Origin of the sequence: Leptospira tipperaryensis, from assembly GCF_001729245.1 — a bacterium.
Taxonomy (GTDB): domain Bacteria; phylum Spirochaetota; class Leptospiria; order Leptospirales; family Leptospiraceae; genus Leptospira; species Leptospira tipperaryensis.
Genome location: NZ_CP015217.1, coordinates 3738231 through 3764478 on the forward strand (window position 1 = coordinate 3738231; position 26248 = coordinate 3764478).

General features: G+C 41.9%; 25 protein-coding genes. 8 read left to right on the forward strand and 17 right to left on the reverse strand.

Features of this window, described 5'->3' with window-relative positions; all coding sequences use genetic code 11:
* Positions 1 to 114 precede the first annotated feature (114 nt).
* A complete protein-coding gene (locus A0128_RS17630; protein WP_069608707.1) occupies positions 115 to 978 on the reverse strand; it encodes a sterol desaturase family protein in 864 nt (287 codons plus the stop codon).
* 50 nt (positions 979 to 1028) lie between these two features.
* Entirely contained in the window at positions 1029 to 1325 is a 297-nt protein-coding gene (locus A0128_RS17635) for an ArsR/SmtB family transcription factor (RefSeq protein WP_069608708.1), read from the reverse strand.
* A 154-nt stretch (positions 1326 to 1479) separates the two neighbouring features.
* Between A0128_RS17635 and A0128_RS17640 the strand changes: the two genes are divergently transcribed.
* Positions 1480 to 2247: a 2OG-Fe(II) oxygenase gene (locus tag A0128_RS17640; RefSeq protein ID WP_245667172.1), complete on the forward strand. Its 768-nt coding sequence runs from the start codon at positions 1480 to 1482 to the stop codon at positions 2245 to 2247.
* Between the two features lie 4 nt (positions 2248 to 2251).
* A complete protein-coding gene (locus A0128_RS22580; protein ID WP_069608709.1) occupies positions 2252 to 2497 on the forward strand; it encodes an Ada metal-binding domain-containing protein in 246 nt (81 codons plus the stop codon).
* Between the two features lie 220 nt (positions 2498 to 2717).
* Here A0128_RS22580 and A0128_RS17650 read toward each other — a convergent pair whose 3' ends face one another.
* The 5 genes from A0128_RS17650 to A0128_RS17670 all read right to left on the reverse strand — a co-directional run bounded on the left by A0128_RS17650 (position 2718) and on the right by A0128_RS17670 (position 6254).
* A complete protein-coding gene (locus A0128_RS17650; RefSeq protein WP_069608710.1) occupies positions 2718 to 3140 on the reverse strand; it encodes a nuclear transport factor 2 family protein in 423 nt (140 codons plus the stop codon).
* Between the two features lie 113 nt (positions 3141 to 3253).
* The gene (locus A0128_RS17655) at positions 3254 to 3658 is read right to left on the reverse strand and encodes a RidA family protein (protein ID WP_162274117.1); all 405 of its coding nucleotides are present in this window, start codon (positions 3656 to 3658) and stop codon (positions 3254 to 3256) included.
* A 109-nt stretch (positions 3659 to 3767) separates the two neighbouring features.
* Positions 3768 to 4205, reverse strand: coding sequence for a MarR family winged helix-turn-helix transcriptional regulator (locus tag A0128_RS17660; protein ID WP_069608712.1), 438 nt, complete (start codon positions 4203 to 4205; stop codon positions 3768 to 3770).
* A 115-nt stretch (positions 4206 to 4320) separates the two neighbouring features.
* Complete coding sequence (locus tag A0128_RS17665; protein ID WP_069608713.1) at positions 4321 to 5244, reverse strand: NAD(+)/NADH kinase; 924 nt, start codon at positions 5242 to 5244, stop codon at positions 4321 to 4323.
* A complete protein-coding gene (locus tag A0128_RS17670) occupies positions 5241 to 6254 on the reverse strand; it encodes an SPFH domain-containing protein (RefSeq protein ID WP_245667173.1) in 1014 nt (337 codons plus the stop codon). Before A0128_RS17670 ends, A0128_RS17665 begins: the two co-directional genes overlap by 4 nt.
* A 264-nt stretch (positions 6255 to 6518) precedes the next feature.
* Here A0128_RS17670 and lfb1 point away from each other — a divergent pair, with 264 nt between their 5' ends.
* Positions 6519 to 6881, forward strand: a complete 363-nt coding sequence (gene lfb1 / locus A0128_RS17675) for an LIC10280 family protein (RefSeq protein ID WP_069608715.1) — start codon at positions 6519 to 6521, stop codon at positions 6879 to 6881.
* Between the two features lie 450 nt (positions 6882 to 7331).
* Positions 7332 to 7790 (forward strand): PaaI family thioesterase, encoded by a 459-nt coding sequence (locus A0128_RS17680; RefSeq protein WP_069608716.1) that lies wholly within the window; start codon positions 7332 to 7334, stop codon positions 7788 to 7790.
* Positions 7791 to 7796: 6 nt separating this feature from the next.
* Here the strand turns inward: A0128_RS17680 and A0128_RS17685 are convergent, their stop codons facing one another.
* The 4 genes from A0128_RS17685 to A0128_RS17700 form a co-directional block, all read right to left on the reverse strand.
* Positions 7797 to 8318, reverse strand: coding sequence for a hypothetical protein (locus A0128_RS17685; protein WP_069608717.1), 522 nt, complete (start codon positions 8316 to 8318; stop codon positions 7797 to 7799).
* A gap of 26 nt (positions 8319 to 8344) precedes the next feature.
* A complete protein-coding gene (locus A0128_RS17690) occupies positions 8345 to 10105 on the reverse strand; it encodes an acyl-CoA dehydrogenase family protein (RefSeq protein ID WP_069608718.1) in 1761 nt (586 codons plus the stop codon).
* A gap of 72 nt (positions 10106 to 10177) precedes the next feature.
* The gene (locus A0128_RS17695; protein WP_069609382.1) at positions 10178 to 11605 is read right to left on the reverse strand and encodes a TolC family protein; all 1428 of its coding nucleotides are present in this window, start codon (positions 11603 to 11605) and stop codon (positions 10178 to 10180) included.
* Positions 11606 to 11742: 137 nt separating this feature from the next.
* Positions 11743 to 14964 carry an efflux RND transporter permease subunit gene (locus A0128_RS17700; protein WP_083244171.1) on the reverse strand — a complete coding sequence of 1074 codons (3222 nt, stop codon included), beginning with the start codon at positions 14962 to 14964 and terminating at the stop codon, positions 11743 to 11745.
* Positions 14965 to 15452: 488 nt separating this feature from the next.
* On the opposite strand from A0128_RS17700, the gene A0128_RS17705 reads away from it, so the two are divergent.
* Entirely contained in the window at positions 15453 to 17801 is a 2349-nt protein-coding gene (locus tag A0128_RS17705) for an ATP-binding protein (RefSeq protein ID WP_156781873.1), read from the forward strand.
* Positions 17802 to 17847: 46 nt separating this feature from the next.
* On the opposite strand, the gene A0128_RS17710 is transcribed toward A0128_RS17705, so the two are convergent.
* From A0128_RS17710 to A0128_RS17725, 4 genes are all read right to left on the reverse strand, one after another.
* Complete coding sequence (locus tag A0128_RS17710) at positions 17848 to 18048, reverse strand: cysteine-rich CWC family protein (protein WP_156781874.1); 201 nt, start codon at positions 18046 to 18048, stop codon at positions 17848 to 17850.
* Between the two features lie 71 nt (positions 18049 to 18119).
* Positions 18120 to 18581 carry a GNAT family N-acetyltransferase gene (locus A0128_RS17715; RefSeq protein WP_083244172.1) on the reverse strand — a complete coding sequence of 154 codons (462 nt, stop codon included), beginning with the start codon at positions 18579 to 18581 and terminating at the stop codon, positions 18120 to 18122.
* Between the two features lie 119 nt (positions 18582 to 18700).
* Positions 18701 to 19993 carry an alanine racemase gene (locus A0128_RS17720; RefSeq protein WP_069608723.1) on the reverse strand — a complete coding sequence of 431 codons (1293 nt, stop codon included), beginning with the start codon at positions 19991 to 19993 and terminating at the stop codon, positions 18701 to 18703.
* A gap of 85 nt (positions 19994 to 20078) precedes the next feature.
* Positions 20079 to 20729 (reverse strand): TetR/AcrR family transcriptional regulator, encoded by a 651-nt coding sequence (locus tag A0128_RS17725; RefSeq protein ID WP_162274118.1) that lies wholly within the window; start codon positions 20727 to 20729, stop codon positions 20079 to 20081.
* A gap of 103 nt (positions 20730 to 20832) precedes the next feature.
* Between A0128_RS17725 and A0128_RS17730 the strand changes: the two genes are divergently transcribed.
* Positions 20833 to 21780 carry a hypothetical protein gene (locus A0128_RS17730; protein ID WP_069608724.1) on the forward strand — a complete coding sequence of 316 codons (948 nt, stop codon included), beginning with the start codon at positions 20833 to 20835 and terminating at the stop codon, positions 21778 to 21780.
* A gap of 2 nt (positions 21781 to 21782) precedes the next feature.
* Positions 21783 to 22223: an ABA4-like family protein gene (locus A0128_RS17735; RefSeq protein WP_069608725.1), complete on the forward strand. Its 441-nt coding sequence runs from the start codon at positions 21783 to 21785 to the stop codon at positions 22221 to 22223.
* 199 nt (positions 22224 to 22422) lie between these two features.
* Here the strand turns inward: A0128_RS17735 and A0128_RS17740 are convergent, their stop codons facing one another.
* The gene (locus A0128_RS17740; RefSeq protein ID WP_069608726.1) at positions 22423 to 22902 is read right to left on the reverse strand and encodes a GyrI-like domain-containing protein; all 480 of its coding nucleotides are present in this window, start codon (positions 22900 to 22902) and stop codon (positions 22423 to 22425) included.
* 161 nt (positions 22903 to 23063) lie between these two features.
* On the reverse strand, positions 23064 to 24323 hold the full coding sequence (locus A0128_RS17745) for an esterase/lipase family protein (protein ID WP_069609384.1): 1260 nt from the start codon (positions 24321 to 24323) through the stop codon (positions 23064 to 23066).
* A 134-nt stretch (positions 24324 to 24457) separates the two neighbouring features.
* Here A0128_RS17745 and A0128_RS17750 point away from each other — a divergent pair, with 134 nt between their 5' ends.
* Positions 24458 to 26161 (forward strand): B12-binding domain-containing radical SAM protein, encoded by a 1704-nt coding sequence (locus A0128_RS17750; RefSeq protein WP_069608727.1) that lies wholly within the window; start codon positions 24458 to 24460, stop codon positions 26159 to 26161.
* Positions 26162 to 26248 lie beyond the last annotated feature (87 nt).

Here is a 26248-nt window from a genome sequence, read left to right on the forward strand (position 1 = left end):
TCTAACAACAGACGATTTGAAAACGATTGCATCCTTTTTAAAAGAATCGTAAAGAAAGATTTTTTAGTCCGAGGCAGGTCAAACCCGAACCCCACCTCGAATTTAAAAAAGGATTTAAGAACATTTACAGATCGGAAACAAAAATTGTTTGATTAAGGATCTTGAAGGATACGACTCCGGATTGAATAGACCAACGGATTGAGAATCCATTTTTCTCTTCGGAAAAAAGTAAGATCCAAAAACTTGATCCCAAATTGAAAGCGCTCCGGAGCTATAATTGTTATTACCTTCGGATGGAATTTGAGAATGATGCCAACGATGCAATTCATTCATATTAATGATTTTATTTAGAAATCCCAAACGAAAATCGATATTCATGTGGTTAAAGATCGATACAAAGTTATTCAACAAACCGACGATTAGCACCGCTTCCGCGCTCATCCCCAAAAAAACAGAAGGTAACAATAAACCCGCCGTATTCCAGATCGTGTTAATCGGATGAGAACGAAAGGCATTCATCCAATACAATCTTTTTGGAGAATGGTGAATGGAATGCGCTCTCCAAAGAAAACCGTCTCCAACGTGTGCGAATCGATGAAGCCAATAAGGAATGAGACCGGACAAAAACATTCCGAGAATGACTTGGAATGACAAAGACTTACTTTGCATATTGGGAGAAACGATCCCATAGTAATTCATAAGTTGGATCGTAATTAAAGTGATAAGGCTTCCCGTCAAAGGCGCTAAGATCGGTTGGATTAAAAAGAAAACCACATCCGATCCTAAATCCGAATCTTTCAAGTTCCACTTTTTTTCAAAGGGGATAAATCGTTCCAAAAGAACTCCCAAAAAGGCAAAAAAGGAAAGAAACCCATATCCGATCCAAACGTTTCCCGGGTTCTGAAAAAGAATCCAAACAAACGCAAAAAATAAAATCGGAAAACCAAGTCGTTTAACAACGGTTTTTAGATTCAACATTTAACTACACTCCCAAATATCTGAATTTAACGATATGAATAATAAAAAAATCAACAACAACCGCGGAGATATCCGGTCAGTTTCGTTAAGTGTTCCAAAATCTTTTCGCGGTTCGGCTTATAATAGACTTCCTTTCCCGATTTCCGCCGAATCAAAATCCCGCCCTTTTTCAACTGATTCAAATGTGCGGAAATCGTAGATTGTCCTAAACCGGAAACTTCGACCAATTCTCCCACAGTTTTTTCTTTACCATCGGTAAAGGATAAAAGCAAACTTTGGCGAGTCTCGCTGGCTAAAGCGGATAAGAATTCTTGAACTTCGGAATCCAATCCTTGATTTTTTTTCATATCTATATATCCGATATTAACGATATGTTCTATTTTATCAATTCAAAAATTTTGAAAAATCTAAAATATTTTGCCTGCACTCGCGAAAATGGACCTCTTTTAAAAATTCCTTTCTTACTTTTTTAGCAAGAATCGGGTTTCAGAAGCTCGATCGATGAACTATAATTTTCCAATGAAAAACAAGGCACACGTTCTCAAATCCCTTCCGGGAGTTGGGATCCATTCTAAGATCGAAAGAGTAGACTGGTCCAACGTTGCACAAAAACTAAATGAAAAAGGATTCGCGGTCGTTTCAAAATTTATTTCCGCTTCCGATTGTAAAAGCTTAATTCGACTTTACGATCAATCCGAATTGTATCGCAAAACCGTTATCATGGAAAGATATAGATTCGGATTGGGAGAATATAAATATTTCGATTACCCTTTGCCGGATTCCATACAAACCTTACGAGAAAACATCTATTCTTACCTGGCGCCAATAGCAAACTCTTGGATGGATTTATTGCAGATCGAAAAAAAGTTTCCCGAAAAATTTTCAGAACTCCAAAAACTCTGCCGTGAAAACAAACAGACAAAGCCAACTGCGTTGATCTTAAAATATGGAGTCGGCGGATTCAATACTTTACACCAAGACCTTTACGGAGAAGTTTACTTTCCGATACAAGCGGCTATCTTTCTCAATCAACCCGATCAAGACTACGAAGGAGGAGAGTTTGTGATGACACAAACCGTTCCAAGAGCTCAATCCAAAGCGATCGTCTTAAAACCGAAACAGGGAGATATGATTTTTTTCACGACGAACTTCAGGCCGATGTTGGGAAGCAAAGGTTATTATCGAGTTCAAATGAAACACGGCGTGAGTGAAATTGATTCCGGCGAACGCTATACTCTGGGAATCATATTTCACGACGCAACGAGCTAATGGGATGATTCTTCATATAGAAATCGATGAAAAAAATCTGATAAAGGAAATCAGAAATCGTAATATTCTATTCGGAGGTAATCTTAGATTGAGAATTTACGGAAAACTTCATTGCAGTTCCGGAAAAAGAATGAAGAAAGAAAATCGAGTCTTTTTCAATTCAAAACAGGAAGCCGAAAAAAATAGATTCCGTCCCTGCGGACATTGTATGAAGGAAGAATATCGGATTTGGAAGAAACAATTCCTTTGAATCCAGTATTGGATTGAAAGGAAAAAAGAAAATATAGATTCTTCTTCATAAACATTAAAGAAAAAAGGAGATGCAAGCAAATTGCTGAGTATAAACCTCTCAAAAAAGGAAATTCAAGTCTTCAAATAAAAATAAACCGTAAGTATATAATAAAAAACTAAAATAATGGGTCATCGATAATTCTCCGACCCAAAATGAAGTTCGTCTGCAAATCCTTTGATTATTTTTTCAGGATTTGAGCGTTTGCAAGATCTTGCAAAAGTCTCCAACCGGAATCGGTTTTGATCCATTGTTGATTTACCACAAAAGTCATTTCACTGGATTTCATGGACAACGTTGCATAGGCAAGATTTCCTTCGCTCTTTAGAGCAGTGATCTTTAACGTCCTCGGTTTTCCGCCGATTTTTCCTTCTTTCAAAGCGCCAAGATATCCTTCCCGATTCATTTCCCAGGGCTGATTTGCGTTTCCGACAAAAGCGTAAAGACGAAAGTCCTTATGCAAAATATTCTCCAATTTATTTACGTTTCTCTCGTCGCCCGCTGTTACGAACTCCTGAATCAACGTTTTTAAGGACGTTTCCTCGTTATTAGCAAAAAGCGCCGTCGTCACAAAAAAGGTGATTAAAAACTTTACAACCTTCATACATTCTCCTTCAAATAAACTTACTCAAAACATGTTGCCATAGCAACCTTTTTGATAAACTTTACCATTAGCTAACCCATATAGTTTCCATGGCAACTATTTTTCATAAAAATTTACCGAATCGAAGCAGTCGCTTGAATTTCAATCATAAGCTCTTTTCTCGCGAGCGCCTCTACCCCGACCACGGTCGAAGCCGGCTTATGTCCTGAATTAAAATTCTTCGCTGCAATCTTTGAGTAGGCGCTCAGTTTCACCGGATCGATCCCTACGATAAAGACCTCAAGACGAAGAACATCGTCCAAGCTTGCGCCTTCCGATTTGAGCAAGAGTTTTAGATTTTCAAAAATCAGAGTCGTCTGCGTTTCAAAATTGTCAGGTTCCGGAAGTCGTCTTTTCTGATCCCAGGCGACGATCCCCGAAAGATAAATGGTTCTTGGGGAGTATGTAACGATTCCTTGAGAAAATCCGAACTCCGACGTGCTGTAAACTTCGGATGAACGGACGGCTCTATTTGACAAAGGGGACGCGAAACCGCAGCCCAACAAACAAGAACAGAACGATATCATCCAGAGGAGAAGTCGATGATTGAATATTTTTTCTACTTTTTGTTTAATCATAAAAATGGAACTATAAATTCGCAAGGAGGTTCTTCTCCAAGATTCCGATGATTCTCTCGAAGTCCTTGAAATCCTTGGAACTTAAACCTGCGTATATTTTATTTCGTTCTTCCCCTACTATACTCACCATCCTTTCGTGAGTTGCGCTTCCTTTCTTCGTAAGATGGAGACGTAAAATTCGATTATCGGTCGAATCGTTTACTCTTCTGATCCAACCTTTTTGTTCCATCTTCTCCACCATTCTTGAGATGTTCGGTTTATCTCCGAAGAGATCGTCGGTCAAATCACCCTGAGTCAATCCTTCGCTATGAGCGATTTTATTTAGCAGAAACCATTGTTCCTGACTGATATCGATGTCGTTCCGTTGGCAAAGTCTTTGAAAATGCAATCGAAACAAACGATTGGATCGGACGATTAAAAACCCATAGGCATCTTTTACTAAAACCATATAGTAAAAGATGCCTCCGTTAGTTACTAAGGCAACTATTTTTTAATTCGATTCGTTTGAATACCGAAATGGCATTTCTAATTCCGGCCCTATTGAAAATTCTACCCAAATTCCCTTAGCCTTTTAGAACCAACGTGGCATTCTCTTTCGAAACCCCGATCGTAGCGATCATACCTGAGTTAAATTTCAGATAGTCCGATTCGATTCCATCGCTGAAGATAACTCCGCCGACAGGCATCAAAGATTCCACGGTCAGAGGAAATTTATTTGTAAGAACTCCTGCGGTGATTCCGATTTGTGTTCGAACGCTTTGAAAGGGTTCTCGAACCGCAAACAAAAGCTGATCTTCTTTGAGAGCGGGGCGTTTGAGTGTTAACTCCTTTTCGAAAAGCCCTGTAACTCCATAAGCCATATTGAATATAGAACTGAGCCAACCTGTGCTTCCTGAAGGAGTAGAAACGATGATTCCGCTGGAAGATTGTTCTTCCGAGTTTTGATCGTAAGAAATTTTGTAACGAGCCGAAGTATGGGAAGAAGGTCCGATAAAAAGATCGTTGAACGCGAGAAGCCTCTGTCCGTCGTTTAGCTTTGCTTCCGCAAAGCTTACGGTCTTGGAAGAAAAATGACCGCTCATCACATTCTCCACTCCGGAAATAAAATTGTGAGGATTAAATGGAAGTAAAACCCCATCGTATCTTTCCGCATCCGGATTGACCGCGACGATAGGAACTCCCTTCGAGTATTTGGCGGTATTGGCTACGAGGCCGTCTTGTCCGATCGTAACGATTAGATTCTTTTCGGAGAAAAGAAAAGAAGGAACAAAAATCCTTTCTACAATTTTATATTTAATCGTATTGGAAAGTTTCTTTTGAATTACATCGAGGGATTGATGAAAGATCTCGTGTTCGATTTCGTATTCTTCGAACTTTCCGCCCAATCTTTCGATATAAAACTTGGCCTGTTGTTTCGTATTGAATCTTTCAACAAGAGCCTCGAGCCTAGTTTTATTTTTTACAATGATCGCATACTCAACGCTCATTTTTTAGAATCTTTTTTCTCCTGAAGAAGATTCTCTAAAAGATCCGGACTGATATTGAGGTTACCGATCTTTTCGGCGTTTTCGGCGAGTTGTCTGAAAGCGAGAGCGATATTGAAGCGTGGGTCCGGATTGTTATTCAAAGCGACTAACGTTCTCCAGTCGATGTCTCGAAACGGTTTTAAGGTAGTTTCAGTGACAAACCCCTGGGTCTCCGCTTCCTTTCTTTGGTTCGCCGTTTTCGTATCGATAAATTTTTTCCTTTGTTCTTCGACCGCGATATCGGCTTGAACCTGCATTTCGCGGAGTTTTCTTTTGTTATCCGCTTCCATGATCTTCGCTTCCATCTGCTTTTCAGAAATTTGTTTTTTCTTTTCTTCTACCGCAATCTCAGTATTCAATTCGCTTTCTTTGATTTTGCGCTCTTGTTCTACCGCGAAGTTTCTTCTTTCGTAGATCGCTTGATCCGCTTCTTGTTGAAGCTTTTCTCTCGTTTCGGTTTCGAGCGCTCGTTCCATTTCGGGATTGGGACGAATTGCAAGAATGTTTACGTTGAGAATTTCAATTCCCAAAGTGGAGATAGCAGGAGAAGTTTGGAGTCCTTGAAGAATCTGGGTTTCAATCGTCTTTGCGGAACGAATCGAATCCTTTAGTCCGATCCCGTGGATGTATGAAGAAGTGGAAGTCTGCGCGTAATTGATGATTCTCTGATTGAGTTTTTCGATTTCATTCTTTTTATAAGTTCCCGTTGCATCGACTGTAAAATCGAGAAGTTCGGATAGAGCCTTAGGATTCGAAATCTTATAGGTGATCTGCCCTTGAATCGAAACCGTCTGATAGTCGTTTGTGGATTCGTTGAATATAAAAGGTAAATCGTTGCTTCCGAGAGGAATCGCGGAAATCGAACTCGTGGGTGCGAAATAAAAAAAGGAAAGCCCTCTTCCTTCTTTCGAAACCTTTCCGTTCTTATAAAGAATTACGTGCGTCATCGAATCGAATTGTATATAGTTCATTCCAAACATGGTTCTTATGCTCCCGCTCTTGACCTGAATTCTTTGAAAAGCCGGTCAAGTCTTTGCATCATTCATAGGGCAAGATTCTTATCAAATCATTTTGCGGAAACAAGAGAGTTGAATTTCGGAATTTGGTATCGATTCTTTCGATTCTCGAACGAAATTCTCAGGAAAAAAGATCTTTTGTTTTTGAATAATTTATTGACTTTTCTAAAAATTTAAACAGACTATTCCACTCTTTTATCTTTAAGGAGAAAAACGCAAATGTTTCGAATCGTTTCAAGGCTTTTCATCGTTGCTTTCGTGTTCGGTTTTATCTCAACTGCGAGCGCGCAGATCAGTCAAATCAACCCATCCTCTATCAGCGGCAAATACAAAGTTGCCGGAACCAACCCTGACGGTTCCTCTTACGGTGGATCTGTTACGATCACTCAATCGAATGGAGAATATCTTTTCACTTGGACCGTCGCCGGGCAAACGTTTACGGGAACAGGATCTTTAGATGGAAGTACTCTTACGGTTGATTGGGGACAAACCGACCCGGTCATATACGAAGTGAAGAATGGCGGACGTCTCTTAGAAGGAACGTGGGCCGGTGGAAGCGCCACGGAGACTTTAAGAAAATAATAATATACGAATATATCCTGTTGCAGAATGATCGGGTTTCGATTGATTCTGCAACCGTTGTTTTTTATCTTCTGTTCCGATCCCTTAAATAAACTTCTTCCATTCGATTTCATCCTTTTTAAGTTTCCTTTTTTTGACACCGAGAAGTAACTCCTTGTAAATTTTTGATATTACAAACTCTTCAGAAGGTTCGCCCTTCAAAGGACAAACTTTTTTTAGAGCCGTTTTCGATTGTTCCGACAAAGTATCTTCGTAGTATTTCGCTTGAAACCGGACTTCAAGTCCGAAAAAGAGGACGCTTCGGCGATTTTCGTTTTAAAAAAACAGACGGATAACATTTAGTTTTATTTAAAACTAAATCGATTCTTCGGAAACAAAGAACCTTGGAAACAGAACCTATCGTTCTAAATTCATTTGATTTTCTTTTTTCACTTTGAATGATGAGTTCTCATGAGCAAAGAATTCAAAGCAAAAGATCCTAACTATCTAGATCGAGTTCACAAAATTTTTCATCAGGCCAACTTTATCAATCTCCTCGAAATCCAAATCGATTCGGTCGCTCCGGGAGAATTGAATAGTTTTGTCGAAATCAAGGACAAACACCTCCAACAGAACGGTTATGTTCACGCAGGTGTGATCTCTACCCTCGCCGATCACTCCGCAGGAGGCGCGGCGGGAACGTTAGTCGGCGAGAAACAAGTCGTATTGACGCTGGAATTTAAGATCAATCTTTTAAGAACCGGAATCGGAAACCGACTTCGTTGTGAGGCGAAGGTCTTTTATCACGGAGCCACGGTGATCGTCGTCAATTCGGACGTTTACGCAATTCATAGAAATCGTGAAAAACATATCGCAAGGGCGACGGTTACGATGATGGCGGTGGTGGGAAGTCAGTATAGCGGAGGTTAGGCGATTTTATTCTTTGGAGTTGCATTGTGCAAGATTGATATTTTCCCAGTGCCACCATCTCCAATTGGACGCGATCGGATCGGCGTTTAAATCTTCCGTTACGTCTACAAAAGAAGGTTTTCCTTTGAGAGATTCGAAATACCACTGAAACCGATGCCCTCGCTTAGCGTAGAAAAGTTGCGGACATTCCTGAATTCCATTCATTCCCAAAGATCGATAACGATTCGAATTCGAGTCCTTCATTTCCAAACGATCGGAATAAGAACAAATCGTATTTGAAACAATATAACGAAAATTGAATACGGTTCGATTCTTCTCAAGGCAGACACTTTCCAGAACGACGGAATCTCCGTATTGTTTTTCAACGGGACAACAGTTTGAATTTTTGTTTTTGATTTTTGCTTCTCTCTGGATCGGACGCGATTGAATTCCGGCGAAAAGAAACGTTGTAAATAAAGTTACGATTAGGCTTGTACAAAAAAAGAATATGAATTTCATTCTTCTTGGATCGGCAAAATCCTCTGCCAAACAAACGCTCGACAGAGGTCTTTGTGTTAGGCCGGAACTGCTTGTTTCGAAGCTCTTTCCAACTTGAACAGATTCGCGTTTGCGGTCGCGAGGCTGTCTAAGTTATACGCCTGAGAAAGGGTCTTTCTCTTTTCGAGTTCTTTTCCACTCAATACTTTCAGAGATCTCTCTAAAAGCATTCCGCAGATAAATCGTGCAGCGACTTCCACGACTTCAAACGCCAAAGAATCTTTTACGTTTCCGTCTTGAATCGATTTGTATGCAGTAACCGCATTTTCCAAATCGCTCCAAACTTTTTTAAGATCTTCGGACGCGGAGAATTTTGCGAGTTCCGATTCTCCATATTGTCTGAGCTGTCCTGCAGGAGACATCCCGGATACAACTCCTCCGATCGCCGCGACAACTTGAAGCTGCGTGGTTCCTTCGTAGATTGTCGTGATTCGACTGTCTCTGTAAATTCTTGCGACGTCGTAATCTTCCGTATAACCGCTTCCACCGTGAATCTGAAGCGCGTCCGATGAAATCGACACACATCCTTCCGATGCGTAGTATTTGCTGAGTGGAGTGAAAAGGTCGGCGAGTTTTTCCCAGCGACGAATGTTCTCGTCTTGATTGGCGTCTCTTTCCGTCTTGCCTTCTATTTTGATCAGATGTTCTTTCGGCCAGTGATAAAGATCGATCGCCTTTCCGGTTTCGACGATAAGAACTCTCGTTGCGAGAATTTCTCTTTCCATTCGATCCAACATTTTTTTCACCGCGGGAATTTGTTCGATCGCCTTTCCGAATTGAATTCTTTCGGATGCGTATTTCTTCGCTTCGAAATATGCCGCGCTTGCGATTCCTAAAGATTGAGTCGCGATCGTAAGACGCGCCGCGTTCATCATTCCCATAGAATACTTCACAAGACCGTATCCGGTTTTTCCGATCAATTCTCCTGGAGAATTTTCAAAGACAACTTCGCAAGTCGGAGAACAATGAAGTCCCATCTTGTGTTCGACTCCGGCAACGTGAACGTCGCTTCCTTTTACTAAAAAGAAAGAAAGACCTCTTGCGCCGCTTTCGGGCGTTCCCGTTCTCGCTAACGTAAGAATTACGGAAGGAGCGTTAACATAACCGCAAGCGTGTGTAATAAAACGTTTTGCTCCGGTGATTCTCCAGACTCCGTTTGCGTCCTGAACGGCCCTTGTTTGCACGTTAGGAAGATCGGATCCGTAGTTAGGTTCGGTCAAAGCCATCGCCGCGCTGTATTTTCCTGCGGCAATTTCGGGAATCCACTTCTCGCACATCTCCGGTGACGCATAACGTTCCATGATTTCCACGATATTGATGTTTCCGTAGGCAAGACAGAAAGCGGCATCGGCCCGAGCCGCAATCTCGCACATAAAGGACTGAACCGTTGCGGGCAAACCCATTCCACCGTATTTTCTGCTGATGGAAATCGGCATAAGACCTGCGTCTCGCAGAGTATTATAACATTCTTCTTGCGCCTTAGGGAATGTCACCTTTCCGTTCTCATATTTGAGTCCGATCTGATCCATTTCCTTACTTCTGGGAGCTACAAATTCTCCCATAATTTCTCCTAAGGATTCCAATATGGACTTATAGTATTCTTTGGCTTCCTCTACGTTCGAAGGCGCGTATGCTAGTCGTTCATTTCCGGTCTTTTTGTATTCTTCTGCGTCTTCGAAGTTATGTTCGAATGCGTGGACAATTTCATCCCAGTCGATCAACTCATCAAATACGAGTTTGAGATCTTCGTTGTCCTGAAAGTAATTACTGATGATCATGGGGATTCTTACCTCTCAAGTATGCCCAATAGTTAAAACCATTGAGAGGAGATGTCAAGCGTACAAACGAAACTAACCCCCGGTCTTATCCTCTTCTCTCGATTTTTTTAATTTCGGGAGCTCTCCGATCGCAACTCCATACCAAATCGTATTGAGAGAATGTTGATAATACGCTTTTCGATACGCAATTTCGGAATCCAAAAAGGAAGTCTCGGAAACAAGCAACTCGAGTCGGGAAGTCGATTTAAAACTGAAGGCCCTTCTATGACTGCTTAGATTGGATTCGGCGGAATTTCGAGCCTTGGAATATAAATTCAACAAACGAGCCGAGTTCAGAGAACTTTCATAGGCCTTACGAATTTCATCGGTCGCAATTCTTTTGGCTTGAGACAACTGCAATTCTGCCTGCCTGACAGCCGACTCAGCCTGTTTGACCCCGGCCGTGATCGTTCCTGCGGATAACAAAGGAACGTTGATCGAAAGTTGCATCGTGATGTCTTTGTTGGGGGTCGTATTGTGTTCCGGGATCGTATAATAGTTGTTTAACGTTACCGAAGGAAGATGCCCGCCCCAAGCTTTTTTGAGATTGAGTTCCGCCATTTTTAGATTTTCTTTGGCCGCGATGACGTCGTATCGTTTTGCGATTCTTTCTTCCGGAAGAAGATTTTGAGGAATCGAGATCACTTCCTTTGGAATAGCAAGTCGCAGACCACCTTCTCCGGCGCCGACAAGGCTTTCCAGGGCCATCTCGCTCTGTTTGAGCTGATATCGAAAGTCTTCTAAAGAAGCCTCGGACCGGGAGAAATCCGCTTCGGATCCGCTCAGATCTCCTCGAGTAATTCTTCCCAAGGAAAAGAGCCTTCTTCTTTCCTGACTCGTCTTTCGAACAAGATCCGTTTTCTTTTCTTCCAATTGAATGATTTCTTTTAACTGAAGAACATTATAATATGCTTGTGCGATTTCAAGATACAATCTTCCGGATTCGTAACGGGCTTCGTTCATTCTCACTTTTGTAAGAGCTCCCGCCGCCTTATAAGTCGTGTATTGGCTCACTCCGTTTAAGATCGGAATCGAAAGCAAAAGCCTTGTTCCCGGTCCGACCGTCGGCGGCAAACTACTGGAAGAATTTCCTGTGTAAGGACTCGGCTCTGTGTAGTAAGGATTGAATTGGTGATTCGGCCCCGGAACTCTGTAGAATTTATTATAAACCAAGGACAAGGACGGAAAAAAGGAAGCAAAGGCCGCAGCCTTTTGAGAATCCGCTTGTTGAATCGCTTCTTCTTTGAGCGCGATCCTCTCCGTTCTTTCCACTGCAAACGCGTATAAATCTTCTATGCTCAGTTCTTGTTCCGGAGTGATCGTTCTGATCTTTTCGGTTGTGACGCCGCTGACTTCTTCCAGCCGAGGTTCCACAATTCCATCGTTGGTTCGAATCGCAGAATCATCGGTACAATTCAGAACCGAAAACAAAAAACAAAATACGATCGGAAAGGAAAAAATTCTTTTGGGAACAACGTCGCTTGGATTCGAAGAATTTTCAAAGATCGTTTTGAAAAAATAACGCGTCGCGGAAGCGGGCTTTCGAACTGAAACCGAAAAAGGCATTGTATATTCTTTTTTTATAATATTTCTTCGAATCATTTTTTTGTTTTTTTATTTTTTGCGATCGGTTCTGGAAAAAGAATCAATTTTTCCTCGGCCATTTCTTCCTTTTCTTTTTCACCCAGATAATACGCCGCGGGAACTACCAAAAGCGTGATCAGAGTCGAAAGAGTCATCCCACCCAAAATTGTGACTGCCATCGGAATACGAGTTTCGGCGCCGGGTCCGAGCGCCAGAGCCGGAGGAATCGCGGCGGCGATCGAACTAAAGGAAGTCATGAGCACCGGTCGTAGACGAATCGGACAACCTTCTTTGATCGCCTCTTTGATACTCTTTCCTTCCGAACGAACGTGATTTACAAACTCGACAAGAAGAATCGAATTTTTCTTTACCAAACCCAAAAGAAGAATGAGCCCGATAAAACTGTACATATTAAACGACTGACCGAAGACATAAAGAGCGACTAACGCACCAGTAAAACTAAAAGGCATCGCGAGAAGAATATAGAGGGGTTGTTTCAAACTATTAAACTGACTCGCGAGGATCATGTAAGAAAGGAGAATTCCGAATAACAACGCAAGCGTAAGGCTGTTTCCAGACTCCTTGGCCGTTTTTGCGGAACCAGTTACGGAAACGGAATATCCGTCCGGAAGAATTTCCTTTGCGATCTCGAGGGCTTTTTCGGTCGAAGCGTTTTGTCCGAGCGCCGGGGCCGGATTTCCAAAAACACGAATTGCCCTTTCTCGGTTGATGCGGGTAATCGTCTTCAAGGCTTCCTTTTCCTGAATGCTCAAAATTTCTTTTAGTTTTACAAATTCTCCGAACGTGTTTCGAACTCCGATTTCGGAAATGACCGAAGCGGTTTCACCTTTGTCTTTTTGAATTTTTACTCTTACGTCGTAGCTTCTTCCGTTTTCAGTAAAACGACTCACGTTCTTTCCACCCATCAAAGTTCCTACGGTGTTTCCTACGTTCGCCATACTGACTCCGCGGAGAGCGGCGGCTTCTCGATTGGTAACGAGTCTAAGTTCTTTCTGACCGGCGACGTAATCCGTATCCACGTCCAAGACCGCCTTACTTTCTTTCAGTCGATCCAAGATCTGAACGGAATAAGCTGACAACTTCTGCCAATCGGGACCGGTTAACACGAGTTCGACGGGATAACCTCTTCCGGCGGAGAATCCCCTTTGTGAAAGATCCTGCACGGAAAACGTAGCTTCCGGTACGAGCCCTTTCAGGTCTTTGCGAAGAATTCCAAACAAAGCCGATTGAGTCATCTCTCTTCCTGTTTTAGGATTTTTAGGTCGATGACCCATCTCTTTCATCGTAACAAAGAACATAGCGGTATTGGATTCGGTTCCGCCGAAACCTCCGATATTGGACATGTATTTTTCAATCTCTTTCCTACCGATCAAATACTGTTCCACCTTTCTCATCGCGTCATCCGTTCTTTGTAGGGAAGAACCCAAGGGTAAACGAGCTCGAATGATAAAACGGCCCATGTCCTGAGCAGGTATAAATTCCTTTTTCAGAAGAAAGAAAAAACCTAAGGACATTAAAAACAAAGCGGTCGATCCGTAGACAACCGTCTTAGGATGTTTTAATACGAAGTCGATGGATCTCGAATAAAGTCCCGTACTGTAATCTAAGAATCTTTCGATCTGAGGATCTAATTTTTTAAAAAACGAAACTCGATCGATCCACAGATTCCATTTTTCTTTTGTGGTCACGGAAAAAGGATTATACCGGGAAAGTTTCGATTCTTGATTCTTCTTATCTTCGGCATACAAAGAAGAACGCATCGGAGTAAAACTCAACGCCTCGAAAAGGGAAAGAAGAACGGCGACCGAAATCGTAACGCCGAATTCTAAAAAGTATCTTCCGATAATTCCCTTCATAAAGGCGACGGGAAGAAAGATAGCAACGACGGCTAACGTAGCCGCCAAGGCGGCGAAACGGATCTCGGAAGCTCCTTCCAATGAAGCGGCAAACCAGGATTTCCCCATTTCCCGATGTCGCGTAATATTTTCCAAAACCATAATGGCATCGTCGACGACGATCCCCGTTGCCAACGAAAGGCCGAGCATCGTAAACGTATTGATCGTAAAACCCGCAAAGTATAAGAATAAAAAGGTTCCGATCACGGAAGTCGGAATCGCAAGTAGAACGTTCCCGGTGCTCTTCCAATTTCCTAAAAAGAGACGACATACAAATCCGGTAAGAATGGCCGAAAAAAGAAGAGTAAATTCCAACTCGTTCACGCTGTCTCGAATATAACCCGTGTTATCGTTTGAAATCGTTAGATCGTAACCCTTCGGCAATCTGGGTTTTAATTCTTTGACCTTGGCCTTAACGAGATCGCCTACTTGAACCGCGTTGGCGCCTTTGAGTTTTTTGATTCCGATTCCGACCGCAGAAATTCCGTTGAATCGGGAAATTCTTCTTACTTCGCCTAACCCGTCTTCAACGATTGCAATGTCTTTCAGACGAATCGATCGAAACAGAGGAGAGCCGCTTCTAGAATTCAATAGTATCGTACCGAACTGATCGGCGGTAGGAACCTCTCCAACCGCGCGGAGACTGATCTCGCTCGTTCGATTCTCAAGCTTGCCGGAAGGAACTTCTAAGTTTTGTTCTTTGAGAGTATTGACGATATCGTCTACTGCGATTTCATTTCTGGAAAGTTTAGCCGGATCCAGATATACGTTGATTGTACGATCGACATAACCGCCGAGAATGATTTCTCCAACCCCTGAAATTTTTTGAAATTTATCCTTCAAAAAATCCTTCACAACGAGCATCTTCTCTTGTTCGGTCTTATCCACTGCGGTGAGTGAAACCCAGATGATCGGGGTATCGTCCGGATTCGATTTTGTGATCACCGCGGGATCTAAGTTTTCAGGAAGTTTGTTCGAGACCTGCGCCAACTTTGTTTGTATTTCCTGAACGGCGACATCAACGTCTCTTGTGAGTTCCAACTCTACGGTAATGGTCGCGGATCCATCGGAAGAAATGGAACGTACTTCCGTAACTCCTTCCACCGACATGAGAGCTTCTTCGATCGGATCTACGACGTCCGTTTCCATCACGGGCGCGTTCGCACCGACGAGTGTAAGAGAAACGTTGACCACCGGAAAGTCCACGTCCGGCATTTGAGACAAACCCATTCTTGAAAATCCGATCGATCCAAAAAGAATGATCGCGGCCATCATCATCCACGAGAAAATCGGGTTTCGTATCGATACTTCGGAAAGCAAGCAGAACCTCTTTTTGAGTTCGTTCGAAAGAAGATTCCAAAACGAACTTCAATTTAAAACTTTTATTATACGGAAACTTCAACGGGAAGAATTTGGAGGCTTCCGCTATTGAAACGAACCCGTCCGATAGGATATTGGTTCGACCGGACTTTTGCGATCAGGATCCTAAATTTTAAACAATTCTAACGTGCTTAAGGCGGAGATCCCTCGTATTTTACTGATTATTACACAGACTCGAAATTAAAAATACATATTTACTTTAAAATTGTTGAATCGTCATATTTCTCTTGCTCTGTATGAAAGTACATCATTCCAATCGGACGCTCATTCTCGGCGGACATAGTTATCCAAGTTAAACACTGTTCACAAAATGTGAAAAATATTTAGTAAATAATTATTAAACTTCTTTCCATTCGAATATTTCGTCTGATAATTTGCAGCCGACGTCTTCGCCTTCTCCCAAAAAGGCGAACCTTTCGTTACCTTTTATGAAAAAGAACGATATTCTTTTCAATGATCCATTTGAAAACGCAAGAGGCGGAGAACCATCCTCCGGCTTTTTTAAAAGAAGCCTGATCGATAAAAAACAAAAGTTGAGTATACGAACTCGTATTTCGATCATCCTTTCGGTTCTTCTTTTTATCGGAGCTCTTCTCGTAACGACGATCAATTCGATTGTCGCTTATCAAAGATTAAAACAAGAAGCCGAAGCCGGAGCCCGTCTCGCCTCCGAAAAATATACGAGAGAAATATCACAGTTTCTGAATGTAGGATTAGGGGCCGTCCGAAGTTTCAAGGCCGTTTTGGAAGAAACCAGACCCGGCCGTTCCATGTTCGTGTCCGCGCTCGCAAGGTTTTTGCATATACAACCCGACTACTTCGGGGTCTGGGCGGTATTCGAACCTCAGGCATTCGACGGTCTTGATTCTCAATATAAATATACAAAAGGACACGACGCTTCCGGAAGATTCGTTCCTTACATAAACCGCGCCCTCGACGAAGAAAAATTAGTATATGAGAATTGTGTAAACTACGAGGACGTCGGACCAAAAGGATTCTATTATTCAGTTCCAAGACAAACTCGAAAAGAATTTCTGACCGAACCTACGAGTTATATCGTATCCGGAAAACCGACTCTTATGGTATCCATAGTCGCACCCGTATTTAGAAATTCTAATTTTGCGGGAGTGGTAGGAGTGGATGTAACGATCGAAAGAATGCAGACGAAGATCGGCTCCATTCGACCGTTTAGAAATCAAGGTTATCTCGCCTTTCTCTCTCCCGAGGGTTCATACGCCGCAAACGGAAAAAATCCGGAAACCGTAGGAATGTTGATTTCGGAAGATATCGAACGAAAAAGAATAACCGATGAAATCGCCTCCGGAAAACCCTTCATGGAAGAAAAAGAAGGATATACACACTACTATTATCCGGTGTTATTAGGAGATTCTCCAAAACCATGGGCCGTTCGAGTATCTATTCCTAATTCATTATATTATGGAGATCTAATTTATATCTGGATCATTTCTCTCGTTTCCACGTTTGCCATTCTTAGTTTAATCCTAATCACTCTTCGTTTTTCTTTTGATCGATACGTATTAAGAGGACTTTCCAAAGCGATCGCGTATTCGGAAGAAATCGCAAAAGGGAATCTTTCCGCGAGGGCCTATTACCCTAGAGAAGACGAGATCGGAGCGCTTTTAACCGCGATGGACAAAATGCGCGAAGACCTTTCCATGTATCTCGAAGAAAGAATCGTAACCCAAGCGGCTCTGCGAGAAAGCGATGAAATTCGAAAAAGAAACGAACTCATTGAAGTTCAAAAAGCGCATCTGGAAGACGCACTCGAGAATCTAAGAAAAGCACAAAATCAACTTTTACATTCCGTCAGGATGGCGACACTTGGACAACTCTCCGCGGGAATTAGTCACGAACTCAACAATCCTTTAGGCGCCATCAAAGCTTCCAATCAAACCCTTCTCGCTTCCGTACCTAAAATGAGATCCATGCTACCGATGGTACATTCCATTCTTTCTTCGGCCACACCGGAAGAAAGAATGTTGTATATTCAATTTATTGATACTTGTAGAAATGGTGACACAGGAATTGCAGGTTTAGAAATCAGAAGAAGAAGAAAGACAATCAGCAAAACATTGCACGAATGGGGAATTCCAAAACCGGATGCCCTCGCAGATACGATCGCCGATATGGGAATCGAAAACGTAAACGAAGCTTTCAGACCGCTCTTCCAGATGACGGATCGAGAAACTCTTTTAGAATATATCTACTTGGAAGAAATTTATTTCCGAAACTCGGACACGATTCAAGTTTCGGTCGATAGAGCCTCCAAGATTCTTTTCGAACTTAGAAATTATTCGGAGGCGGGAGTTGAAACTTCTTCCAAGAAGGTTCATATAAAGGAAACACTCGATACTGTGTTTACGGTATATCAACACTACATCCGAAGAGGTGTGGATCTTGTCTTCGATATCGAAGAAGTTCCCCCCGTGCTTTGTGTAAGGGAGGAAATCGTACAGATCTGGACCCATCTAATCTACAACGCGCTCCAGGCGATGCAGTTCAAAGGAAAACTTACGGTAAGACTTTTTCAAAACGATCGGGAAGTTGTGGTGGAAATCGAAGACGATGGACCGGGAATTCCGGAAGAGATCGGAGAGAAAATTTTCGAGCCTTTCTTCACGACCAAAGGAGCCGGAGAAGGAAGTGGACTCGGGCTCGATCTGGTGCGGAAACTTCTTCTCAAAAATAAAGGAAGAATGGAGTGGTCGAGCGTTCCGGGAAAAACGATCTTTCGAGTATTTTTAGAATTAGATTAGAATTTTAGAATTTACTTATACCGTCCGAGCAAATTATTTCAAATCTTTATTTTGAATTCGAAGAATTCAATTCTTGCAGACAGGGGACGCAGAGACAGTCCACGTAATTTTCCTGAATGATCTTTTTGGCTTCGGGAGAAAGATTCACGGAAAAACAAGCACAGGAATCAATCGCCGCGCCGCACTCGAATCGACTTCCGCATCGAGGACAAGGCTTGTGCACAACTTCCGATTTTATAGAATCCATTTCAGACACAGATCAATCAAATCAGAAGCGCGGGTTTTGTCCATTCTCAAAATACCGGCGGGAAACGAAGTTCAAACAATCAGGGAATAATAAAAGAATTCTTCATCCTTAATAAAACCAAGAGATTCGTAGAGCTTCTGGGCGTTCTTATTATTGTGAGCGGTGGAAAGAGAAACATACTTTGCGTCCATACTTCTCGCGAGTGAGACGGCTCTTTCGATCAGAGCTTTTGCAACGCCTTGTTTTCTGTATTCGGGTCGAACAAAAAGATCGTTCAAAATCCAAGTTCGTTTCATAGAAAGAGAAGTAAAAGAAGGATACAACTGAGTAAACCCGCAGTAGTTTTTTTCATCGTCGTCCACCGCGACATAGATCTTGGATTCTCCTTTTAAAATTCTTTCTTCTAAGAATTTAGAAGCCCCGGAAAGATCCGATTCTTTCTCATAAAATTGCCGATATTCGTCAAAAAGCCGAGAGACCGGATTCAGATCAGTGATTGCAACTTCTCTAATATTCCACATTTGTATTTCCATTTTTAATTTTTAAAGCCAGAATCTTCTTATCGAAAAAAGATATTTGATTTCAAAAATCGACTCAGGGAGCGCTCGCTTCGATTCTTGAACTTACAAAATTTCGAATTCGCAGAGAAAGATCAATTCACAAACGTTTTCCATTTTCCTGAAAGTTTTCCCTTTCTGATGAGATGAATTTCTCCCAATTCGGACATGACCTTTTCGCTCTGCGTAGGTCTGAAAAATACGAAATCGTTTGGAAAAAGCCCCGTTTGAAAGGAGCCGTTCAAAATTCCCTGATTTGTGCTCGTTCCAAAAAGAGAATTGTCCTGAAGTCCGGAAGGAGATTCTTTCTTAGCCGAAAATGCTCCGCCATAAGTAAAGTAAGTGAGTTCTTGATTGGGATCCCAGAAAGGAAATAGGAACGAAAGCGATTCCAAAAAAGGGATCTTTGTACCTTCGAGTCTTTTCAAAATCGGAGCCGCGATAAATACCGCCGGCGAATGTTCATCCAAACTTACTACGTCAAAGTCTGTCGGCTTTACGAGCGCGGATCCGACGGAAACGTCGTTCACGATACCGTTTCCAAATTTCTGATAAAACCGATAGGTTTTACTTCCGCCGCCGTTCTGAATGATTTCTTTTTGAAAGAATTCCGGATATTTCTCTTTCGAAAACTTAATAAAAGTGGAATATACTTTCAAAGAATCTTTTAACGATTCTTGAATCGCTTCCGTCTTGTCGCCGAAGATCACGGGAACCGAGGCTACGTGCGGTTCGTATCCCATAAAACCGGAAAACTCGATATGTTTAGGATTGGTTTTTATCAATTCCAAAGAAGAAAGAAGCGCCGACGGTTCCGGAAAACCTCCCCTATGAAGACCGATATCAATTTCTAAATTGATAGAGAGTTTTAGATTCTCCATTTTTGAAAACTGAAGGTATTCGTTTAATCTTTCCGGAGTATCCACGAGCCAGTGAATCTTTTGAAAATCGGAAACGTTTGTTTTAGATCTAATATCTTTGAGAGCGTTGATTGGCATCGGCTTCCCTAGAAGAATATCAAAATTCTTAAACTCCGAATCTCCCAGCAGCATAACAAGATCTCCGGAATGAAAGACCATCAGTCGATCACTTCCCGTAGAACTAACAATGTAACGAAGCAAATCCAAAGACGGAAGAGACTTCACGACGATTCGATAGTGCAAAGGAGGTGTCAGATTTTGTTTGAGAATTCTTAGATTCTCATCCAAACGATCGAGATCGAGCAAGACCACCGGTTTACCGGGACCGTTATTTTTCAATTCTTCATTGAGAATTTGAAAGTAAGGATTGAACGGCTTTCCCAAATCCTTGGGTTTGATAAAAAAGATAAAGAGTAAAAGGAGAAACGCGCTCCAAAGAAGGATCAACTTGGTTTTTGTAAATTTCATTCTTGCATCCCGTAAACGAGATTACTCAATAAGAATGAACATTGCTTACAAGTCTTTTCTCAGAAAAATAAAAAGAGAAAGAGAATCAAAGAACCACTCCGTCGAGAATCGAAGAAAGAGAAGATTCCAAGATCGTGTCGAGAGAACGTTCCTGGAAAACTTGCGGAGGAATCTGTTTCCCGTTTGTCAAAACCGCAAACCCGTGTACGAGACTCCAAAGAGTAAAAGAAAAACCAAGAGTGTCTCCACTTTTAAAAACCCCTCTGTTTTGTCCGTCTTCAATGATTTTATAAAGTCCCATAAAGGATTCCTTACTGATCGTCTGAAGTTCTTCCGGAACTTCAGACTCGCAAGCGAGAGTTCCGCCAAACATGAGTTCGGTTCTCCGAGGATGTTTTAGAGCCAGTTTCACATAACGTGATCCTGAAGAACGTAGTCTTTCGATCGGCTCGTCGCTACTTTCCCAAGCAAGACGCATCTCCTCCGCCAAATCGCTAAAACCGCGAATCGCAAGAATAAAAAGAAGATCGATCTTTCTCGGAAAATGTCTGTAAGGCGCCGCGTGGCTGACGCCGAGGTCGGCGGCGATATCGCGAAGACTCAAACCCTCGATTCCCTTTTTTTCCAGAATTTCCTCGGATTTGAGGATAATCGCTTTTTTGAGGTCTCCGTGGTGGTAAGACTCGGGAGTTTGTTTTTCCAAAACTTTCTTTTTAGAGGGTATCTTTTTTTTCATAACATGTTGTCGGTGACTACATTTATATGTTGACAGAATCAACATCGATGTTTACAGTGAAAACATACAAGTAAAAGGGGTCAATACCCTTTTTAGAGGTTTTATGAGAATCATAAACAAACTCTTTCATCAATCGAAAACGAATCCGCCTCTCTTTTGGAACGGGATAATAGTCGCGCTCAGCCTTTTTATTCTCCTTCCCGCGTTATTTATCGACCAAAGACTCGTGACCAACGCGCCGATCTGGCTAAAACCCGTCAAGTTTGCGGTTTCGACTTCCGTATATTCGTTCACACTCGTTTGGATTCTTCAATACATCCAAGGCAATGAAAAAACGATTCAAAAACTTTCCTGGGTGATTACGATCATGTTGATCATAGAAAACGTTGCGATTTACGGACAAGCGTTTCGAGGAGAACCCAGTCATTTCAACATAACGTCACCTTTAAACGGGATGATTTTCAGTATAATGGGGACCTCTATTACTATTTTATGGATTGCTCATATAGTAATCGGATTTTATTTGATTCGTCAGAAGTTGGAAAACAGAGCTTTGTTAGAATCTTTTCGTTGGGGAATGGGAATCGCCGCGCTGGGAATGATTCTTGGATTTTTTATGACTGTCCCAAGACCGGAACAAATCGAAGCGATGAAATTAGGAATTTTAAAGGCGAACGGAGGACATACTTTCGGTGGGGACGATGGCGGTCCCGGCTTGCCGATATTAGGATGGAGCACAATTGCGGGCGATATGAGGATTCCGCACTTCATAGGAATCCACGCGATGCAGATGATACCGATGCTCGCTTTGATTCTGGGAAGTTTGCATATTGCCGAAACGAATATAGTAAGATCGATTCGAAATTTTTCCGTCTTCTTAACGGGATTGATTCTGATCTTAACAGTGCAGGCTCTTAACGGAGAAAGCATACTATATCCTTCTCTTAAAATACAAATCGGATTTTATGTTTGTGGAATTGGAATGTTCGGAAGTTTGATCCTTCCGATTCTATCTAAAAAAAATATCAAGACGTCGATAAAAGGAGCTTAATCGTGGAACTATCGTTACTATTTCAAATCGTAAACAACACAGCACTCGCAGGATGGATTCTATTGATCGTTCTTCCAAACTGGAGATACACAAGATTGATTACAACTGGAATACTCGGGACCCTTTTATTCGGGGGAATATATTCCGTTTTAATAATATCCGGTTTCGGAAAAACACAAGGAAACTTCCGATCCTTGGAAGGAGTAACTCTCCTTTTTCAAAATCCTACCGTATTGGTAGCGGGTTGGATCCACTATCTTGCCTTTGATCTTTTTATAGGAACCTGGGAGAGCGCCAACTCTCAAAAATTAGGAATCTCACGTTGGCTCGTAATTCCCTGCCAGATAGCTACGCTTATGTTCGGACCTTTTGGACTTCTCAGTTATCTGTTATTAAGAGCGATTCTTAGAAAACCGATTCTATTGGAACAACCATTCGACTAAGAATTTTGGCCGCGCCGCTGCGCTATATTACGAATAAACACGTTATCCGAAATTGCGCAGGGCCGCGCTCTCCGCTCCGGTCAACAAATTGATATGCTGAAGAAAAAGAATTTATTTTCTCAGACAATTTGTTGACCCCGCATCGATCGCTCGCGGACGAAAAGAGAAAATCTACTTTATAAAAATATAAAATAGAATTCTATTTTAACCCGATAAAAACGTCGATTTGAGAGGATTCAGGATTGGAAGCCCTTTGATCATAAACTTCAAAATCGGATTGAAAGGCCCTTTTTGATTTCAGATCGGGGCTGGACCAAATTTTTTGCCAAACCGCGACCGCTACTGCAACAAGAGGACCGGTTTCGCTCGTAAACTTAGAATAACTTCCTTTTGGAATTTTCCGTAAGTCCATTCCAGCCGGAATCGAACTTATATCCGTAACCTCGACTCCGATCAGAATCCGGTATTTTCCCGTTTCATCCGATTCGTAATCCGTATAAACCGCAAGGATGTTTGCGGGTTCTTTTTTATTCGGAATCTTTTCCAAGATCCCTTCCGCAAAAAATCGATTCCAGAGCCCGGGAATTTTTCCGTTGCCGGACATTTCATCCTGGTTTTTGGTTACTTCCGAAATTCCGACGATTTGTATTTCATTTTTCGAAACGATGTCTAAACTCATTTATCTCCGTAATTCTTTAACGCCTTTTTAAGCAACTCGATGGCAACGAGTCATTTAAAAAAGGAAAAGAAGTTTTTTCTTTTTGATGAATCGATTGTAAAAGATTTGAATTCTTTTCTCTTGATCTTTTGTGCTTTTTTAAGCTCAGGAGAAAAGAATCATCAGCGTTTTTTCAAAACGTTCTTTAAGATTTCTTTTGTTTGAGGATGTGTAATCACTTGATAGTGAGAGGTTTCCAAAAGACAAAAAACTCTCGCTTCCGGATTTGGTTTTTTACGATACACCTTGTCGCTTAACAAAGTAAGGCTCGGCTTTTCAACGATCCCGTCTCCGATCCAAGAGGACCATTTGGATTCTTCTTCCGTAACAAGACTATAGATCTGAGTCGCGTCGATCTCATCCAATTCTCCGAAATAGGAATCATTTACATATCTCTGAATCTGCTTGTTTTGAACCCAGTCCTCGTCTCGAATGATTCCGTGAGAAAGATCCTTGATCGCGTCGCTTCTTTGATTTCCAATAAAACCGATGATGCTCACGGGAAGAATCGGAAGAGATTCAGCTCCCAACCCGAGCCAAAAACCGATCTTTTCGATATAAGATCCTCCATCCGGAGAATTGATTACAAGAGCGTGTCTTATTTTTTTTCCGAAGTCGCCATTCTTCTGCTTAGCCTGATAGAGAGCGCTTCTAAAAATCAACCCGCCTTGGCTGTAAGCAATGACGTCTAACGTTTTATCTTTAAGTTCCGAAGAGCTCAATAATTGTTCCATAAGCTCCAACATCGCTTTTGCGTTTGTGGAAAGATGAATCCCCGGATTAAATCGAAGATAGATCGGATAGTATCCGGATTCTTTCATCGTTTCGGAAATCGGAACCTCACCCTTTGCGTTCCAAAGTCCTTCGTCGCAAAACAATCCCGGAATACAAAGGATCAGATGAGGAAGTTCGGATTTTTTCCAGCCCTCGACGACTTCTTGATAACCGACATCCGCTCCGTCGATACGAAACGAGGCTTTGATATGCGAAGTGGTGACCATCCCTGCGAAGGATTCTCCAACGATACTGGAAACTGGAATATTTTCAAAAAGAGTACGTTTTACAACTACGTCCGCCATCTCAAGCGCGTCTAACGCTTGGTGCATCGCCTTTGCAGTGGAAGTAAGCGCCTGCGAAAGTCCCTGTTCCGTTTTTTCACCGGCGTTTTTAAGAGACTCTCCCGACTTGGAAAGAAATTCCGCGAAGCTCGTATCCTGTATCAAAGGAATGTCTGAGAGTTGGGAAAGTTGTTTCGAAGACCAATCGAAGGATTCAGTCAAGATGGAACGAACTCCTTCCAAAGTTCCTACAGAAGTATCTTTCGCAAGTTTCACCAATAGTTTACTCAGATCCATAGCTGGCTTCGTAGGTTTATAAGTCATTTCCGCTTCTCCTTCCATCGCCCGCGCAGTATAACCCGTAATTCTTCTTTGGTCAATGGATAAAATTTAAGAATTCGAATTCTATCGCAGACGAAGTCGCTTGATCTTGAAGTCGTTTTGGTTTCTATGGTGTCATGCGACTCTTGCTCATTCAACCTCCGGTTGAAGACTTTTATGATACGGATATCCGATTACAACCCATCGGTCTTTGTTATCTCAAAGGAGCCGTTCAAAAATTCTTACCCGATGTGGAAGTAATCATTCGTGATTTTCACAGGGGCAACGGAAGCAAACTCGCGGGAAGAAGAACTCTTCCCATTCCCAAAGAACTCAAATACTTAAAAGAATATTATCCGGTCGCGGATAAAAGTCCATTCTCCACTTTTTTTGAATACTTCCGTTTTGGAGCATCTTACGAAGACATCGCCAAGGAAGTAAGATCGATTCAACCGGATCTTATAGGAATCTCTTCCTTGTTTTCTCCTTACTATCGCGAAGCTTTGAAGACCGCGGCAGCGATCAAAGAAACGATCGACGTTCCGATTCTTATGGGCGGCTCTCACGTTTCGGCTTGTCCGGAGCTGATGCTTTCCGATGTAAACGTAGACTTTATCATCCGCGGTGAAGGAGAAAAACCGATCTGCGACTTTTTAAAGGAATTCAAAACCGAAAAACGTTATGCTACCATTGCTTCTCTCGGTTGGAAAGAAAACGGAAAGATGATACTCAATCCGATCGGGGAAAATTTTTCGATTCAAGAACTCCCGCCTCCGGATCTTTCTTCACTTTCAAAGGAACACTATCTTTTTGAGGGAAAGCCGATGCGTTTTATAATCACCTCGAGAAGTTGTCCTCATCGTTGTAGTTTTTGTTCGGTACATACTACATTTGGAACCAAGTATAGAAGAAACACTGTGGAAAATGTTTTAAACGAAATCAAAGATTCTTACAAACTCGGTTATCGAGTATTTGATTTTGAGGACGACAATCTTACATTTTTCAAACCGGAGATGAAACAACTCTGCGAAGAATTGATTCAAACCTTTCCCAAAAAAGACGTTCAATTTGTAGCGATGAACGGAATCTCTTATATCAGCTTGGATTCCGAACTTTTGGTTCTGATGAAGGAAGCTGGTTTTACAAACCTAAATCTTGCGTTAGTCAGCTCGGACAAGCTCGTAAGAGAAACCACCAAAAGACCGCATACGATCGAAAAGTATCTTCAAATCGTACAAGAAGGTTTTGCACTCGGCTTTCACATCACGTCTTATCAGATCCTCGGTCTTCCGATGGAAACCTTGGATTCTATGATTCAAACCCTTCAGTTCAACGCGGAACAACCGGTGCTCATGGGCGCTTCTCTTTTTTATCTCACTCCCAATTCTCCGATCGCGGCGGGCTTTCCCGAAAGAAACGAGTCCGATGTATTTTTATCCAGATTGACTTCGATGGCGATTCCCTCCGAACATTTTGAAAGAGAGGACATCTATTCCCTTTTTATCGTAACTCGAATTTTAAACTTTTTAAAGAGCGCACCGATTCCAAAAGACGAAATGGTTTCTCTTACCGATGCTCTTTCGATCTTAGAAAAATCGGGAGTTCGTTCTTTGATCGGAGTTAAGCTTTTTCAAAAACTCTTCCAAGAAAAAATTCTCTATGCTTCCACAAGTCGGGAAGAAGTTCCTTTAGAAAAATTTCGTCATTCGATATTGGAAATGGTTTTCAACGGCTTAGAAAGAATCACAACACTTTCCGGCGGAAAGATTCTTCTTCCCAATTGGAAACAAACGGAATCTTCGTTTCATACAAATTCCAATTTTCATTCAAGTTCGTTTTAAAAAATTCTAAAATACTCGGCTCTCTTTGTCTTCAAAAAGATTTTGAATCTTTGTACAAATCGGAATTCTTTACTACATTCTTCTTTG

What these genes read in the sequence shown, in the direction of transcription:
- A0128_RS17630 (WP_069608707.1), bottom strand. Translation starts at nt 978, where the DNA reads ATGTTGAATCTAAAAACCGTTGTTAAACGACTTGGTTTTCCGATTTTA.
- A0128_RS17635 (WP_069608708.1), bottom strand. Translation starts at nt 1,325, where the DNA reads ATGAAAAAAAATCAAGGATTGGATTCCGAAGTTCAAGAATTCTTATCC.
- A0128_RS17640 (WP_245667172.1), top strand. Translation starts at nt 1,480, where the DNA reads ATGAACTATAATTTTCCAATGAAAAACAAGGCACACGTTCTCAAATCC.
- A0128_RS22580 (WP_069608709.1), top strand. Translation starts at nt 2,252, where the DNA reads ATGATTCTTCATATAGAAATCGATGAAAAAAATCTGATAAAGGAAATC.
- A0128_RS17650 (WP_069608710.1), bottom strand. Translation starts at nt 3,140, where the DNA reads ATGAAGGTTGTAAAGTTTTTAATCACCTTTTTTGTGACGACGGCGCTT.
- A0128_RS17660 (WP_069608712.1), bottom strand. Translation starts at nt 4,205, where the DNA reads ATGGTTTTAGTAAAAGATGCCTATGGGTTTTTAATCGTCCGATCCAAT.
- A0128_RS17665 (WP_069608713.1), bottom strand. Translation starts at nt 5,244, where the DNA reads ATGAGCGTTGAGTATGCGATCATTGTAAAAAATAAAACTAGGCTCGAG.
- A0128_RS17670 (WP_245667173.1), bottom strand. Translation starts at nt 6,254, where the DNA reads ATGAACTATATACAATTCGATTCGATGACGCACGTAATTCTTTATAAG.
- lfb1 (WP_069608715.1), top strand. Translation starts at nt 6,519, where the DNA reads ATGTTTCGAATCGTTTCAAGGCTTTTCATCGTTGCTTTCGTGTTCGGT.
- A0128_RS17680 (WP_069608716.1), top strand. Translation starts at nt 7,332, where the DNA reads ATGAGCAAAGAATTCAAAGCAAAAGATCCTAACTATCTAGATCGAGTT.
- A0128_RS17690 (WP_069608718.1), bottom strand. Translation starts at nt 10,105, where the DNA reads ATGATCATCAGTAATTACTTTCAGGACAACGAAGATCTCAAACTCGTA.
- A0128_RS17705 (WP_156781873.1), top strand. Translation starts at nt 15,453, where the DNA reads ATGAAAAAGAACGATATTCTTTTCAATGATCCATTTGAAAACGCAAGA.
- A0128_RS17710 (WP_156781874.1), bottom strand. Translation starts at nt 18,048, where the DNA reads ATGGATTCTATAAAATCGGAAGTTGTGCACAAGCCTTGTCCTCGATGC.
- A0128_RS17715 (WP_083244172.1), bottom strand. Translation starts at nt 18,581, where the DNA reads ATGGAAATACAAATGTGGAATATTAGAGAAGTTGCAATCACTGATCTG.
- A0128_RS17720 (WP_069608723.1), bottom strand. Translation starts at nt 19,993, where the DNA reads ATGAAATTTACAAAAACCAAGTTGATCCTTCTTTGGAGCGCGTTTCTC.
- A0128_RS17725 (WP_162274118.1), bottom strand. Translation starts at nt 20,729, where the DNA reads ATGAAAAAAAAGATACCCTCTAAAAAGAAAGTTTTGGAAAAACAAACT.
- A0128_RS17730 (WP_069608724.1), top strand. Translation starts at nt 20,833, where the DNA reads ATGAGAATCATAAACAAACTCTTTCATCAATCGAAAACGAATCCGCCT.
- A0128_RS17740 (WP_069608726.1), bottom strand. Translation starts at nt 22,902, where the DNA reads ATGAGTTTAGACATCGTTTCGAAAAATGAAATACAAATCGTCGGAATT.
- A0128_RS17745 (WP_069609384.1), bottom strand. Translation starts at nt 24,323, where the DNA reads ATGACTTATAAACCTACGAAGCCAGCTATGGATCTGAGTAAACTATTG.
- A0128_RS17750 (WP_069608727.1), top strand. Translation starts at nt 24,458, where the DNA reads ATGCGACTCTTGCTCATTCAACCTCCGGTTGAAGACTTTTATGATACG.